Origin of the sequence: Streptomyces sp. CB01635, from assembly GCF_002803065.1 — a bacterium.
Classification (GTDB): domain Bacteria; phylum Actinomycetota; class Actinomycetes; order Streptomycetales; family Streptomycetaceae; genus Streptomyces.
Map to the genome: position 1 here is coordinate 194,646 of NZ_NNBL01000001.1, position 15,190 is coordinate 209,835.

12 protein-coding genes are annotated in these 15,190 nt (G+C 73.9%); 9 read left to right on the forward strand and 3 right to left on the reverse strand.

All coding sequences use genetic code 11. The features are described from left to right. The first annotated feature begins 73 nt into the window (after positions 1-73). From CG723_RS00860 to CG723_RS00885, 6 genes are read left to right on the forward strand one after another with little or no spacing between them, the layout of a single operon-like run. A complete protein-coding gene (locus CG723_RS00860; RefSeq protein ID WP_234374074.1) occupies positions 74-1,237 on the forward strand; it encodes a hypothetical protein in 1,164 nt (387 codons plus the stop codon). After that, complete coding sequence (locus CG723_RS00865; RefSeq protein ID WP_100591204.1) at positions 1,234-3,795, forward strand: lantibiotic dehydratase; 2,562 nt, start codon at positions 1,234-1,236, stop codon at positions 3,793-3,795. Before CG723_RS00860 ends, CG723_RS00865 begins: the two co-directional genes overlap by 4 nt. Next, a complete protein-coding gene (locus tag CG723_RS00870; protein ID WP_100591205.1) occupies positions 3,792-5,450 on the forward strand; it encodes a hypothetical protein in 1,659 nt (552 codons plus the stop codon). The genes CG723_RS00865 and CG723_RS00870 overlap by 4 nt, the downstream gene beginning before the upstream one ends. Next, on the forward strand, positions 5,440-7,368 hold the full coding sequence (locus tag CG723_RS00875; protein ID WP_100591206.1) for a TOMM precursor leader peptide-binding protein: 1,929 nt from the start codon (positions 5,440-5,442) through the stop codon (positions 7,366-7,368). Before CG723_RS00870 ends, CG723_RS00875 begins: the two co-directional genes overlap by 11 nt. Further along, positions 7,365-8,867, forward strand: a complete 1,503-nt coding sequence (locus tag CG723_RS00880; protein WP_234374075.1) for a nitroreductase family protein — start codon at positions 7,365-7,367, stop codon at positions 8,865-8,867. The genes CG723_RS00875 and CG723_RS00880 overlap by 4 nt, the downstream gene beginning before the upstream one ends. Positions 8,868-8,899: 32 nt before the next feature. Then, positions 8,900-9,790: a thiopeptide-type bacteriocin biosynthesis protein gene (locus CG723_RS00885; RefSeq protein WP_100591207.1), complete on the forward strand. Its 891-nt coding sequence runs from the start codon at positions 8,900-8,902 to the stop codon at positions 9,788-9,790. A gap of 69 nt (positions 9,791-9,859) precedes the next feature. Here the strand turns inward: CG723_RS00885 and CG723_RS00890 are convergent, their stop codons facing one another. The 3 genes from CG723_RS00890 to CG723_RS00900 form a co-directional block, all read right to left on the reverse strand. Then, on the reverse strand, positions 9,860-10,390 hold the full coding sequence (locus CG723_RS00890) for a YceI family protein (RefSeq protein WP_100591208.1): 531 nt from the start codon (positions 10,388-10,390) through the stop codon (positions 9,860-9,862). Positions 10,391-10,486: 96 nt separating this feature from the next. Beyond that, positions 10,487-11,299: an ABC transporter permease gene (locus tag CG723_RS00895; protein ID WP_100591209.1), complete on the reverse strand. Its 813-nt coding sequence runs from the start codon at positions 11,297-11,299 to the stop codon at positions 10,487-10,489. Beyond that, a complete protein-coding gene (locus CG723_RS00900) occupies positions 11,296-12,282 on the reverse strand; it encodes an ABC transporter ATP-binding protein (protein ID WP_100591210.1) in 987 nt (328 codons plus the stop codon). The genes CG723_RS00895 and CG723_RS00900 overlap by 4 nt, the downstream gene beginning before the upstream one ends. A 288-nt stretch (positions 12,283-12,570) precedes the next feature. Between CG723_RS00900 and CG723_RS00905 the strand changes: the two genes are divergently transcribed. The 3 genes from CG723_RS00905 (at position 12,571) to CG723_RS00915 (ending at position 15,189) form a co-directional block, all read left to right on the forward strand. Next, complete coding sequence (locus tag CG723_RS00905; protein WP_100591211.1) at positions 12,571-13,782, forward strand: FAD-dependent monooxygenase; 1,212 nt, start codon at positions 12,571-12,573, stop codon at positions 13,780-13,782. Positions 13,783-13,841: 59 nt separating this feature from the next. Continuing rightward, positions 13,842-14,237, forward strand: coding sequence for a TOBE domain-containing protein (locus tag CG723_RS00910; RefSeq protein WP_100591212.1), 396 nt, complete (start codon positions 13,842-13,844; stop codon positions 14,235-14,237). A gap of 151 nt (positions 14,238-14,388) precedes the next feature. Continuing rightward, the gene (locus CG723_RS00915) at positions 14,389-15,189 is read left to right on the forward strand and encodes an ABC transporter ATP-binding protein (RefSeq protein WP_100591213.1); all 801 of its coding nucleotides are present in this window, start codon (positions 14,389-14,391) and stop codon (positions 15,187-15,189) included. Position 15,190 lies beyond the last annotated feature (1 nt).

Genomic DNA, 15,190 nt, shown 5'->3' on the forward strand with positions numbered 1-15,190 from the left:
AGCCGGCGCCACAGAATTCCAGTCAAAACATTCCGCAAGATCTGTTGAAGATTTCCTGGAAGGTGCGAAAAACATGGGGGTTGAAGCGCCGGAGCGCACTGCCGTGAAGCCGGACTCCGCCGGCCTGACGGGAGTGCGGCTCCACACACGGATGCCGATGACACCGGCGTGGCTCGCCAGGCACGTCGTGCCGGTCGTCCGCGCCCTGAGCGAACGGGGCGCCCCAGCCGTCCAGTTGAGGCGCGGCTGGCTGCACGGCCCGCACGTCGACGTCCTCGCCCTCGCGGTGCCGGGCGCCCCCGACTGGACCGAGGTCGCCGATCTCCTCGACGCGGGTCCGCTCGACCCGCCGCGCGCCCTGACCGAGGAGGCGTACCTGGAGCAGGCCCGCGAGTTCGGCCGGCTCGAAGCGGTCCAGCCGCCCTACCTCCCGCTGCACGAGCACGGCGCCGTCTCACGGGTGGGCCCCGCCGACACGGCGTCGCGCGAGCCGCGCCTCGACCAGTTCCGCACCGTCGTGCTCGGCGCCCTGAACAAGCCCCTGCTGCGCATGATCGACGGCATCGCGGCGGAGCCCGCCACCGCCACCGTCCGGCTCGCCGAGGCGTTCGCCGCCCTCGTCGACACGCACTTCCTCGGCCCCGCCTACGGCGTGTTCTCGCCCCGCTCCCACGTCGAGGCGTTCCTCGCCTGGGCCGCGCCCACCAAGGACGTCAGGCCCGTCTTCCAGGAACGGCTCGCCAAGGACGCGCCCCGGCTGCGTACCGTCGTCGAACAGCGCCTGTCCGGCGAGGTGTCGGCCGGCGCCGCCGAGTGGCGGACCGCGTTCGCGTACAGCTCCGGCGCCCTGGAGAGCGCCGTCGCCGCCGGGACGCTCACCCTCGACCTGCTCGACTCCGTCACCGACGGCGTGGACCGCAGCGAGATGGGACCGCCCGGGGCGACCCGCGTCGTGCCGCAGGGCGACCAGCCGGACAGCGACTTCCACCGCGCCGTCGGCGACTCCGGAGTGGTCGCCGACCCCTCTCGCTGGTTCGCCGCCTTCCGCCTCCTGACGAACCTCTTCTACGAGCAGCTGCCGCTCCTGACCGTCTCGCCGATGCAGCGCTACTACATGTGCTTCGCCATCGCCGAGACCGTCGACGACGTCCTCGGCGTGTCCTGGCAGGACCGGCTGAACGACCGCCGAGACCGCATGGCCGCCACCGCGGCCGACCCGACGGGAGCCCCGCGATGACAGGCCCGACCACACCCGAATCCCTCTGGTTCCTGCGGGTCAACCCGCTGCGCCGCGCCCGCCTCGCCGACCCGGCCCAGCGTCGTACTCTCGCCGAACTCGCAGCTGCCGAAGAGGAGTTGAGGCAGGCCGCCGACGCGTGCTCCGACGAGCTGTACCACCGCATCGGCGAGGCCGCCGACGACGCCGAGCGCCGCGACCTCATCGCCCTGCGCCGCTCCATCCACAACGGCCGCGCCCCCAAGAAGCCGCCCACCCCCACGCCGGCCGTCACCCACTGGCTCGCCGCGCGCGACACCAGGGAGCGGCTGCGCGACGCCGTCGTCGAGGGCTACCCGGAGGCCGCCGACCGCGAACGGGCCGGCCTGGCAGCCCTGTTGGGCGACGACGACCTGCTGCGCTCGCTCGCCCTCGTGGCGCCCGAGGTCCACCAGGAGGCCGAGCGCTACCGCGCCGCCGTCCTCGGCCCCGGCAAGGTCTCCGCCCGCACCCGCAAGTCCGAGCGCGGCCTCATCCAGTACGTCACGCGGGCCATGGTCCGCACGAGCCCGCTGTCCCGGTTCACCGCCGTCGGCATCGCGGAACCCGACCCGGACGGGGTCGACCCCGGCGACGTCCCCTTCGAGGGAGCCACCGCCTTCCCCGGGCTCGACCGCGTCATGCTCGGCTACGTGCTCGGCGGGCTCCCCGCGGCCGACACCGCCGACCTCACGGACCTGTGGGTGGGCATCCCGCCCACCTCCGCGCCCGACCCCGAGTCCGGCAAGCTGTTCTTCCTGAGGCTCACCGACGCGGGCATGCGCCGGCTCGCCGTACCCCTGGACGGGCCCGTCGGCGACCTGCTCGACGCGGTGTCCATGGGGCCGCGGCTCTTCCCCGCCGTCGTCGCCCACGTCGCGGAACGCGCCGGCATCCCCGCCGAGGCCGCCGACAAGCGCGTACGGCAGGCCGTGGGCCAGGGCCTCCTGTGCACCTTCCACGAGGCCGAGGACGGCGCCGCCGACTACGACGACCTCCTCACCCCCGACGACCCGCGCGCCACCACGCTCGCCGCCGGGATCCGCGCCGGACTGCCCCGCCTCGCCGAGGCTCCCGCGCCCGAACGGGGCGGTGTGCTCGCCGAGTTGCGCGGCGACCTGGGCAAGCTGAGCCACCTCGCCGGGCGGCCCGCCCAGATCACGGTCGAGGAGGACTACGTCATGCCGCCGCAGAAGGTGGCGACCCGGCAGTGGCACAAACCGCTCGCCGACCTCGGCCCGGCCGTCGAGCTGCTGTCCGTCTTCGACTGGCTGCACGACGTACGCGTCCTGATGACGGCCGCGTTCGTCGAGCGGTTCGGGGCCGGGGCCAACATCCCGCTCGCCGCGAACGCCGCGTTCGTCGTCGGCGAGGTGTCCCGGCGCGCCGCCGCCATGGACGCCGTCTACGGGCCGCACGGCACCGGCGACCCGTCCGCACTGGCCGGCATCGGCCCCGCCGACGGCTCCCTGGAGCGCATGTACCTGCTGCGCCGCGAGCTGACCGAGGCCGTCCACGCGCGTCTGTCCAAGACCGTCGACGCCGGCGACGACACCCTCGTCCTCACCCCCGACGACGTGACGGGCCTGACCGCGTCCCTGCCCGACCGGTTCCGTCAGGACCCCCTCATCTACGGCGTCCTCCTCCAGGAGGGCGACGGCAGGCTCGTCCTCAACGACGGACTGCCGGGCCACGGCATGCTCTACGCCCGCTTCCTCGACGCCGACCGCCGCATGGGCGGCCGCGCCCTGCCCCGCCTCGCCGAGCACCTCCGGCGGGAGTACGGCTTCGACGGCGCCCGCGTCACCGAGGACCTCGGCCTGCACCGCCTCAACGTCAACGCGCACGCGCCGATCCTGCCCGGCGGCCTCACCCCCGAGGACTGGTTCACGCTGCGCCTCGCGCACGACCCGGACACCGACACGCTGCGCGTCGAGGACGCCGACGGCGCGCCCCTGCGCGTGCTCCCGCTCGGCACGGGCCACCCCGGCCTGTTCCCGCCGCCCCTGTCCGTGGCCTCGGGCCTCGCCATCAGCGGCCGCCTCTTCAACAGCCTGCCCAACAGCTGGCACGCGGCGACGCCGTGGGACCGCGCCACCACCCGGACCGCGCCCCGCATGGCCGTCGGCGACGTCCTCATCGGCCGCCGCCGCTGGTACGGCGGCGACGAACTCACCACCGCGGTCGCCGCGGGACCCGACGAGCACGACCGGCTCCTCGCGCTCAACGCGTGGCGCGCCCGCCACGCCGTGGCCGAGGAGGTCGTCATCAAGAACGCGCCCGAGGACGAGGGACCCCTCTCGGTGGGCGCCCCCGACGTGCAGTCCAAGCGGCTCCAGCAGAAGCCGCAGTACGTCGACCTGACCAGCGCCCTGAGCGCCCGCGTCCTGCCGCGCATGCTCGACCGGCGCGGCGCCGACGGCTGCTACCTGGAGGAGGCGCTGCCGGCCGTCGTCGACGGCACGCACGCCACCGAGTGGGTCGTCGAGGTCGGCCGGGAGGCCGGCGGCCGCTTCACCTACCGAGGGGGACAGGCATGACGAACGCCAGGCTCAAGGCCCGCCCCGACCTGCACTTCGCGCCCGTGCCCGGCGGCGTCTACCTCAGCGGCACCCGCGGCCAGGTCGTCCTGCGCGGCTCCGACGTCCTGCACGCCGTGGCCGAGGGCTGCGTCCCCCTCCTGGAGAGCGGCGCGACCGAGGACGAACTCGTCGCCGAACTCGGCACCGAGCGCTCCCGCCCCGCCGTCCGCCACCTCGTCGGCAAGCTGCGCGACGCGCGACTCCTGCTCGACCCCGACGCCCTGACCGCCCCCGAGCCGTCCCCCGAGGAGCGCGCGCCGCACGCCGAGTCGGTCGCACGCCTCGAAGCGCGGCTCGACGATCCGTACGCCGCGTTCGCCCGCCTGCGCTCCGCCCGCGTACTCGTCACGGGCCCGCCACAGGCGACCGGTCCGGCGGCGCGCGGGCTGCGGCGGGCGGGGGTGGGGGAGGTGACGGTCGTGGAGGCGCCCGGTTCGTACGACAACGGGTACGAAGGCGCTGACGCGGTACTGGAGATCCGTACCGCAGCCGATGGTGGGCCGCTCGAACTCCCGGCCGTGAAGCACCACTTGACCGTGTTCATCGGCGACACGATTCACGTCGTGGGTCCCGTTCTCGCGGGTGGTCCCGAGGGTGCCGCGACCCGCGCCGCGTTCCGTGCGCGGGCCCTGTCCTGGACGGATGAGGGCGACGGGCCCGTGCCGCGCCCGGTCGCCGACGCCGTGGCCGGGGCCCTCGCGGGGCAGCTGCTCATCGACACGCTGACAGGGACGGCGGACGCGGGCGAGGCCCACGTCGTGCACGGGGCGGACCTGGTCTCCGACCGGGTGACCGTCGGGGGAGCCCGCATGGCGGCCGCGACCGGCCGGCCGGGCTCCCTCCTCACCGACGCCCCCTCGACGCCGACGCCCGAACCGGAGGAGGCGCGCGAGCCGGCCGTGGCCCTCGCCGGTCGCTGGACCGGTCTGTTCTCCTACACCGCTGACGAGGACCTGCCGCAGATGCCGCTTGCGCTGCGCGCCGTCGACCAGCGTGGGGAACGGGCGGGCACGGTCGTCGCCTGGGGGCCGCACCAGGAGGCCGCGACCGTCGCCGCCGCGCTGCTCGCCCTGCGGGACCGCACCCCGGGGAGGGCCGCCGGTCTGACCGAGGAACACTGGCTGCTCGACGGCGCGTTGCGGCTGCTGGCCCCGCGCGCGGTCCAGCTTGCCGGGGCGGACGCGTCGCCCGACGCCGAAGGCGAGCGCATCCTGTCCGCGCTGCGGCAGCTGGTGGACGGCGAGCCCCGGCTCGTGCTGCACCACGTCTCCGGCGTCGACTGGCGACTCGCCGAGATCACCACCGCGGCCGGCGAAATCCTGGGCACAGGCTGGGGATCCACCACTCAGGAGGCGCTGCGCATCGCCCTGTGCGAGGGCGTCGCCCACGTGCAGACGGGCAGGCCCCCTCAACTCTCCACGGATTCCCTGCTGTTCGCCGACACCGCCGTCATCGGCGCCCTGCGCGCACAGCTCACCACCCACGCCGACGCCCTCGGCATCGCCTTCCGCGGCCACCCCGTCGCGGCGGACCCGGTACTCGGCGAGATCCCCTTCTGGTACGGGCCGGTCGAGGCCGCAGAGCGCACGCGGGAGACCCACGATGCACAGTGACACGGCTGACGTGATCAGCACGCGGCGCGCCCCCGACGCGTACGACGACGAGACCTGGCGGGACGTCGTCACCCGGCTGAGCGCCCTGACAGTCACGGACGGCGGGCGCGTCTCCGTCCGGCGCGGCTGGGACCTCGGCTGGGAGCGCCAACAACTGGACGCGGCCCAGGAGTCGGTCCGCCCGCATCTGTCCGTGCGCATCCACGGTGACGAAGTTCTCGTCGGACCGCTGTGGGTGCCGGGGACCGACGCCGGGTGCGCGGGCTGCGCCGAGGTGCGTGAGCGCACCGTCGTCGACCACCCCCTCGTCGGCGACCTCAGCCACGCGGCCGCCGGAACCGCGCCGTCCGAGGCGCTGCTGCCCGAACTGCTCCGGGCGTCCCTGGAGCATCTGGCGCGGCGGCCCCTCGGCCCCGGCGAGCTGTACGTCGTATCGGCGCGCGGCCTGCGCCGTCACCGCGTCGCCCGCAGTTTCCACTGCCCGCTGTGCGGCCCGGAGAAGGGTGAACTCGCCTCCGCGGAACAGCCTTTGCCGCTTGCGCTGCGGAACCGGCCGGCGTCCCCGGGCGACCCGACCCGGTCCGAAGAGAGCCGTCTCGTCGAGCGGGGCCTGCTGCGCGAGCGTCTCGTCGACGACCGCTTCGGCCCGGTCCGCGCCATCCTGCGCGAGTCCCGCACCCCGTTCGCGATGAGTATGGCCGTCGTGCCGGACGCGCCGGCGATGGGCCACGGCCGCGCCAGGACGTTCGCCGAGACCGAGCCGGTCGCCGTACTGGAGGCGTACGAGCGGCTCGGCGGGTTCCCGTACGACATCCCGGTCCTCACGGACCGCGCGTACACGGACATCGCCGAGCACGCCGTGGACCCGGCGACCCTCGGCCGCTACACGGACGAGCAGCTGGCCCACCCGACCAGCCGGGTGACCGCGCACACGGCCGACACCCCGATGGACTGGGTGTGGGGCCACGACCTCGACGACGGGCGGGCCCTGCTCGTCCCCGCCGACCACGCCTTCTACCAGTACGAGTACGCCTTCCGCAGGGACCGGCGCGCCGCCAGGGCCGTCACATCGCACGAGCGCAAGCACTACTTCTACGAGTCCTCCAGCGGCTGCGCCGTCGGCGCGAATCTCGAAGAGGCCGCGCTGCACTCGCTGTTCGAGCTGGCCGAGCGCGACGCGTTCCTGACCTCCTGGTACCGGGCCGCGCCGCTGCCCCACATCCCGCAGAGCTCGATCACCGACCCGACGAGTCGCGCCATGATCGAGCTGATCCAGGCGCGCGGCTTCGACGTCCATCTCCTGGTCGCCACGCGGGACATCGCGCTGCCCGTGGTCTGGGTCCTGGCAGTGAACCGCCTCAACCCGTTCCCCGCGACGTTCTCATCGGCCGGGTCCGGGGCGGACCCGCAGTCCGCGATCCGCGGCGCCCTTCGTGAGGTCGCCCAGCTCGTCACCAACCCGGTCGACTGGACCAGAGAACAGGTCGAGGCGATGGCCGAAGATCCCTGGTTGGTACAGGAGTTGGAGGACCACGTGCGGTTCTCCTCGATCCCCGAGACGCGAGAGCGGGCCACAGCCGCGCTCGGCGGCGAGAGTGTCACCCTCGACGAGGCGTTCCCCGACTGGCCGCGGCGGCTCGCCGACGCGTCGGGCGGCGATGTGCGGGGCGCCCTGGACTTCGTGCGCTCCCTGTTCGCCGACGCGGGCCTCGACCGGATCGTCCTCGTCGACCAGACGAGCCGCGAGCACGCCGACGCGGGTATCCATGTCGCGCGCGCGGTCGTCCCCGGCATCCTGCCGATGTGCTTCGGCCACGCGCAGCAGCGCCTGGCGGGCCTGCCCCGCCTGGAGGCGGCCCTGCGCGGCACGGCCCAGGAGCACCGGACGTCCCCCTACGACCCCCACCCGTTCCCGTGACCGCGCCCGCGCCGGCCCGGCGTTCCCCCGTGGAACTGCCGGGCCCCGAAGGCGACAACAGCATCGCGCGCGAACCCCTCTGGTACGCGTACGGCGCCGGCGCCGACCGGCCCGGGCCGCCCCCGTGGACCTGGACCCCGGAACCTCCCCCGGACACACACGTCCCGCCCGAGCCTCCGCGTGCGGGCGCCCCGCGCGAGGCCCTCCCGCTCGGCACCGTCGACCTGCTGGAGGCCATGCCCTACCCCGCGCTCCCGCCGCCGCGCGACGTGCCGGACCGCCTGGCCCGCGCGCTGATCACCGCGTTCGGCCCGCAGCGCCGAGAGCCCGAGAACCCGTACAACGACCACCGCCCCTACGCCTCCCCGCGCTGTCTGTTCCCCGTGCACGCGTTCGTGGCCGGGGGCAGTGGCGGGGCGCCCTGGCGTGCCCTCGATCCTGACCGGCACGCGCTGACCGGTGAACCGGGCGGGGGCGCGCCGCGCCGGATCGCCCTCACCGGCCGCTACACGTCGATCCCCGCCGCCTACAAGTGGTTCAGGGGCTCGCTGGTCGCGCTCGAACTCGGCATCGTGCTGCGGGCGTTGGGCGTGGGTCTCGAGCTGTTCGACGTACCCGCCCGGCTTTCGCTGCCCGGGCCCGACGGGCACGAACTCCTCGGGGACCTCGGGCTCGACCTGGCGTGGGAGTGGTCGCTGCCGTTCACCCTCGACGTCGGCGACCCGGCGCCGGTCCTGCCCGTACGGCGTCGCGCGGCCGTACCCGACCTGCGCGACCCGTCCCTCGCCGACCTCGTGCGCGTCAACAGACTGCAGACGTACGACAGTTCACCTGTGCCGGTCGGCCGGGCGATCCCGCGGGAGCTGCCCCCCTCGCGCACCGTCCCGAACTGGGCGGAGCTCCTGTGGCAGCGGCACTCAGGGCGCATGCCCCGCGCCCTGCACGGCATGAGCGGCCGTCGCGCCCGCCTCTCCGCCGAGGCGTTCGACACCGCGCTGCGGTGGCTCGCCGTACCGCCCCCTGGGCCCGACCTCGCGGCGGCCTTCGACGCGGTGAACATCACCGCCGTCGTCCAGGGCATCGACGGCCATGAGGACGGGGTCCACCGCGCGGTCCCGGGCGGCGCCCGCCTCCTGCGCGCCGACCCCGAAGCGCCCGCCCGCCTGGAGGAGCACTACGGGTACGGCGTCTCGCCCGTCAACGGCTGCCGCATCCGGCACGCGCCCATGACCGTGTTCTTCTCCGTGCGCCCCCGCGACCTGTTCGCCCGCTCGGGCCCGGCCGGGTGGGGCGCCGCGCAGCACGCCGTCGGCTGGGCCGCCCACGGTCTGTGCCTCTCGGCGGCGGCCTCCGGCCTCTTCGCCCGGCCCGTGCGCGCGTTCAAGGAGATCCCCACGCAACGCGTCCTCGGCCTCGACCCGGACGAGACGATCGTCCTCTCCGTCGTCGTCGGCGCCCCGCAGGACTCGGGCGGCGCACTCCTGGACCTGCGGCTGTGACCGCCCACGCCCCGACCACTCAGGGAGACCTCATGACATGGAGCTCGTGGCACCTCCACCTCGCCACCACCGCCCGGTCCGCGCACGACCGCGTCCTGGCCGACGTGATCGGCCCCACGATCGGCGAACTCGCCCCCGGCACACCCTGGTTCTTCATCCGCTACTGGCAGGCGGGGCCGCATCTGCGGCTGCGGATAGGGGACTTGGACCCGGATACGTATGACCACGTCGAGGAGGTGCTGCGCGTCCGGCTCGCCGAGGCCGGCGCGCTCCGGCCCGGCGAGGAGCCCCTCGACCCCGACGCCTACCTCGAAGGCGCGGGAGCGCTCGCCTCGGCGGGCGAGCAGGGCGACGACCGGCACGTACGGGCCATGCTGGCGCCCGGCGTCCACCGCGCCGACTACGACCCCGAGTTCGACCGCTACGGCGGCCCCGCCCTGATGTCAGTCACCGAGGACCTGTTCCGCCTCTCCAGCGAACTCGTCCTGCGCCTCGCGCCGAAGGCCTCCTCGCAGCAGCAGCGCGCCCTGCTCGCCCTGCGCGGCACCATGGCTGCCGCCGCGGCCCTGGGCGACACGGCGGAACGCGGCTACTTCTACGCGCACGGTCTGGGCGCCTGGCGCGCCTGGGCGGGGGAGGCCGGCTACCCGGACGAACTCCTCGACTCACTGACGACCATCACCAGGGACGCCGGAGCCAAGCCCGTGGACCCGCTCGCCCACGGCCCGTTCGCGTACTGGCACGACGGGCTCGCCGCTCTCACGGGCGACATCCGGGCGAAGTCGCCGACCCACCCCGGAATGATCCTCTTCTCGCACGCCCACATGCTCCACAACCGCCTGGGCCTGAGCCTCCTCGAGGAGCTGCGCAACTACGCGTGGCTGGCGCATGTCTTCCCGGTCGCGGAGGGCGCCCTCGCCTGACCCGGGAGAACGCACAACGAGGCCCGGCCGGTGAATCACCGGCCGGGCCTCGTTGTGCGTTCTCCCGGGTCAGGCGCGTACGAACACCGCCGTCACCCGCACCCGCAGCCGGGGACCCACCATCGCCCGCATCGCGCTCACCCCGCACGCGTGCCGGTCGACCGTCGCCGACGCGCGGACGAGCGTGCGGGCGCCCTCCGGGACGACCTCGTCGACCGTGAGGACCAGCGGCACCGCGCGGCCCTTGACGGACAGCTGGCCCGGGACGGTCCACGGCTCGCCGGCCGCGGCGAGGGACTCGCCGTCGAAGCGCAGGAGCGGATGGCGCTCCGTGTCGAGGAAGGCGGGGCCACGGACGGCGTCGTCCCGGCGCGGGTTCCCGGTCGTGAAGCCGGCCGCGTCGAGCGCGACGTCGAGGTGCGCGAGACGGCCGTCGCCGTCGAGTTCCGCGGCGCCGGAGCGCACCGGCATCGACCCGGTCACCGGGAGGAGGAGAAAGTGTCGGCCGGTGAACTCGACGGAACTGGCGCAGGGTTCGAGGGTCCAGGCGCCGCCGAGGTCGGCCGGCGCGGTGCGCGTGTGCGGTTCGGTGAGGGACATGCGAGGGGGTTCCCTTCGGGGAGTGGGGGGTGGGGCGGGGTGCCGAGGGGGCCTCCGAGGAGGCCCCCAAGCCGTGCGCGGGGCACGGCGCTCGGCCTACTCCGGCCGCGGGTCCCAGCGGAAGCTGCGCACCGCGATCAGGGCGCCGATGACACCCCAGGCCGCGAGGACGGCCAGGTCGCGCCACTGGTAGCCGGAGTTCTGCGCGAACGGTGCCAGCATCGCGTCGTTGAACGGCTTCACCGGGAGCAGCCCGGCGATGTTGTTGAGCACCTCGGAGTGGATCGGGAAGTAGCTGCCCGAGATGAACACCAGCGGGAACTGGATGAACTGCACCACGGCGGGCGCCGCTTCCGAGTTCTTGATGAGCGAGGCGACGCCCACGCCGAGTGCGCAGAAGCTCGCCGCGCCGAGGACAAGGGTCACCATGATCGCGCCCCAGTGCGTCGGCAGCGGCACGTCGTACAGCGAGCCGATCCCGATGACCAGCGCGACGTCGACGACGCTCACGACGATGCAGTGCACGAGCAGGCCCGTGAAGTAGACCCAGGCCGGCAGCGGCGTCGCGTGCAGCCGCTTGAGCACACCGGTCTGCCGGCGCATCGCGAGGACGATCGCCAACTGCCCGTAACAGGCGCCCAGTACGGACACCGCGGCGATCGTCGGCGTGTAGTACTGCATGCCGGACAGGCCGAAGAAGAACTTGTCGTCGGCGCTGCCGCTGAACACCGCGCCGAAGATCGCGATGATCACGATCGGCAGCACGAACGTGAAGACCATCGACTGCGGGTTGCGCCAGAACGACAGCTGCTCGTAACGGATCTGGTGGCCGAGCAGCGCCAGCGGGCTCCGCTCGGTGCGCGCGGTGCGCCCGGCGCCGGCGGCCGTGGTCGGGGTCAGGGTGGTCATGAGCGGCTCCGTCCGGGTCGGCGCCCTCGTCGCGAGGACGGCCCGCGCCCGCGTTCGGAGGACGGCGAGGATGCTTCCTGTTCCGCGTACTTGCTGGTCAGGCCCAGATAGATGTCCTCGAGCGTGGGCTGCTCCACGGTCAGGCGCTCCAGCGGGGTGCCGCGGCGCAGCGCCCACTCGGTCAGCCGGTGCAGCGCGGCCGTCGGCTCGTCCGACTCCGCCGTGACCAGGCCTTCGTGCACATCGCTGACCGGCAGCGGCACGTCGGTGAGGGCCGCGCCGTGCGGCAGCAGGAAGCGGATCCGGGCCAGCGCGCTGTCCCGGCCGCCCAGCGTGTCGGGCGTGCCCGCCGCGACGATCTCGCCGCCCGCGATCACGGCGACCGAGTCGGCGAGCGCCTGCGCCTCGTCCATGTAGTGCGTGGTCAGGACGATGGTGGTGCCCGCGTCCCGCAGGTTCTTGACGACCTCCCAGGCGCCGCGCCGCGCGTTCGGGTCGAAGCCCGTCGTCGGCTCGTCGAGGAAGAGGAGCTGCGGGTTGCCGACGACGCCGAGCGCCAGGTCGAGCCGCCGCTTCTGCCCGCCGGACAGGTCCTTCACCTTCGCGCCGCGCTTCTCGTCTAGCCCGACCAGGTCGATGACCTCGTCGATGCCGCGGGGCGCGGGGTAGTAGCCGGCGTTGCGCGCGATCGTCTCGCGCACCGACAGATACGGCTCGACGGCGATGTCCTGGAGCACGAGCCCGATCTGCCCGCGCAGCCACTTGCCGTCCGCCTTCTTGCCCGGGTCGCGCCCGAGCACCTCGACACTCCCGCCGTCCCGGCCGCGGAAGCCCTCGAGGATCTCCAGTGTGGTGGTCTTGCCCGCGCCGTTCGGTCCGAGCAGGGCGAAGATCTCCCCGTCCGAGACGGTGAAGTCGACGCCGCGTACGGCCTCGTGGTCCCCGTAGCGTTTGCGCAGGCCCTCCACGGCCACCGCGGTCACCGCGGTCCCTCCGCTTCCGTCACTGTGTGCCTCCCGGCGTCGTCAGATCTCGCTGTCACCTGGAAGTTAGGCCCGGCCAGGGGCCGTTGAGCGGCCGTGGCCCGGTTCCGATGACGGACGTCACGCAAGCGGCGACAGTTGTCAGGTCAGGGGGTGACGGGCGTTGCCGCGCGGGCCGGGAGCCGCCGATGCTCAGGGAGCGGCGAAGGGCGGGACCCCGGACCACCGGGCCTCTCGCACCGCCGCGCACATGGCCGGTACACAGCGACGCGGAAGGCGGTCCCAGACGTGCGGTTCGGGGAAGTGGGCGAAGGGGAACGGCCGCGGATCACTGTGGTCGGCGCGGGCATCGGAGGCCTGGCACTGGCCGGCGCGCTGGCCGCGCACGGACTGCCGTACGTGGTCTTCGAGCAGACCCGGCGCCTCGCGGAGGTGGGGGCGGGCGTCCAGCTCTCGCCGAACGCCATCAGGCCGCTGCTGCGCCTGGGCCTCGGCCCGGCGCTGCGCGAGCACGCCGTGCGCATCGAGGCGATGGAGGTACGCGGCTGGACCGGACGCCCCATCGCCCGTACCCCGCTCGGCGATGACTGCGAGCGGATGTTCGGGGCGCCGTACTACGCGATCCACCGTGCCCATCTGCACGAGGCGCTGCTCTCACTGGTCGACCGCGACAGTCTGCGACTCGGCCAACGCCTGAGCAGTGCCGAGGAGTTGGGGGATGACGGTGCCCGGCTGACCTTCGAGGACGGCACCGTCCGCGACGCGGAGGTCGTGGTCGGGGCCGACGGGATCCACTCGACCGTCCGCGAGACGTTCCTGCGCGACGAGCCGGTCTTCGCGGGGCTCGGCATCTACCGGGGCCTCGTCCCCGTCGACCGGCTGCCCGACGAGGCGCGTGCCGCCCTCGTGCGCCTCTGGCTCGGCCCCGGCGGGCACTTCGTCTGCTATCCGGTGTCCGGCGGCCGCTACCTCAGCTTCGCCGCGACCGTCCCCATGACGGACGCGCCGCCCGAGTCGTGGTCGGCGCCCGGCGACCCGGAGGAGCTGCGCCGCGCGTTCGGCTCCTGGACCGGCCTGGTCTCCGACATCGTCGAGGCCGTCGACGTGACCCATCAGTGGGCGCTCCACGACCGGCCGCCGCTGCGGCAGTGGTCGAGCCGTCACATCACGCTCCTCGGCGACGCGGCGCACCCGATGCTGCCGTTCATGGCACAGGGCGCCAACCAGGCCATCGAGGACGCGATGGACCTGGCGGCCTGCCTCGCCGCCCCGGCCGACGAGCCCACCGGCACCCGCCTCGCCCACTACGAGTCCCTGCGCATCCCGCGCACGGCCGAGATCCAGCGCGGCTCCCGCGGCAACGCCGGCGTGCTGCACCTGCCCGACGGCCCGGCCCAGCGCCGCCGCGACGCGCAGATGGCGGTGCACGCGGCCCTGCGCGACCGCACGACGCTGTACGCCCACGAGACGGGACGCAGCGTGGTGTCTTCAGGGGTGTGACTTCGGGGCGTGATGGGGGAAGGTGACCGGGCGTCGGGCCGGCGCATAGTCTTTTGCGCATGCAGTCCTACACCATCGGGCAGGCGGCGCGTCTGCTCGGCGTCAGCCCCGACACGGCACGCCGCTGGGCGGACGCGGGCCGCGTCGCCACCCACCGCGACGAGGGCGGCCGGCGCATGATCCGCGGCCAGGACCTGGCGGCGTTCTCGATCGAGGTCGGCCAGTCGGGCGGCGACGACGAGGACGCCTCGTACACCTCCGCGCGCAATGCCTTCCCCGGCATCGTCACCGGCGTGAAGCTCGGCGACGTGGCGGCCCAGGTCGAGATCCAGGCGGGCCCGCACCGGCTCGTCTCGCTCCTGACCCGCGAGGCCGTCGAGGAGCTCGGCCTCGAAGTGGGCATGCAGGCCATCGCCCGCGTGAAGTCGACCAACGTGCACATCGACCTCACCTGACCCGGCCCACCGGGCACCCGTATGTGCGGGGTGTACGTAGCAACACCCGAGGTCCGGGCTGTACGCCCCATGTGCGGGAACGCCGCCGTCCCTAACGTCGTAGTCATGGCGCAGACAGCGCCGTGACAACGACGGTGGACGGGGAGAGACCATGTTCCGACGTACGGGCCGAGCGGGCGGCAGCGGACCGGCAGGGCACGGCGGCGAGGCCCTGCGCCTCGTCAAGGTCAGCAAGACGTACGGGGCCGGAAAGGGAGCCGAGAACGCCGTCACCGCACTCGACGACGTGACCCTCAGCCTGCGGGCCGGAACGTTCACCGCAGTGATGGGGCCCTCCGGCTCCGGCAAGTCCACGCTCCTGCAGTGCGCGGCCGGACTCGACCGGCCCGACAGCGGCATCGTGATGGTCGACGGCGAGGAGATGACGGGCGGCACCGAGGCGGCCCTCACCAAGTTCCGCCGCCGCCGGATCGGCTTCGTCTTCCAGCAGTACAACCTGCTGCCGACGCTGACCGTCGCGCAGAACACCAGCCTGCCGCTCAGGCTCGCCGGGCGGCGTGTCAACCGGGCCCGCGCCCAGGACATCCTCACCCAGGTCGGCCTCGGCGACCGGCTCGGCCACCGCCCCGACCAGCTCTCCGGCGGCCAGCGCCAGCGCGTCGCCATCGCCCGAGCCCTCGTCACCGAACCCGCCGTGATCTTCGCGGACGAACCGACCGGCGCCCTCGACACCCGCAGCGCGCGCGACGTCCTGCGCCTCCTCCAGGAAGCCGTGCGCCTGCACGGCAGGACCGTCGTCATGGTGACGCACGACCCGATCGCCGCCTCGTACGCGGACTCCGTGCTCTTCCTCGCGGACGGCCGCCTCGCCGGGGAGATGACAGCCCCCACCGTCGACGCCGTGGCCGAACGCCTCGCGCACCTCGGCGACAACACGCCGGCGGGGGTGTGAG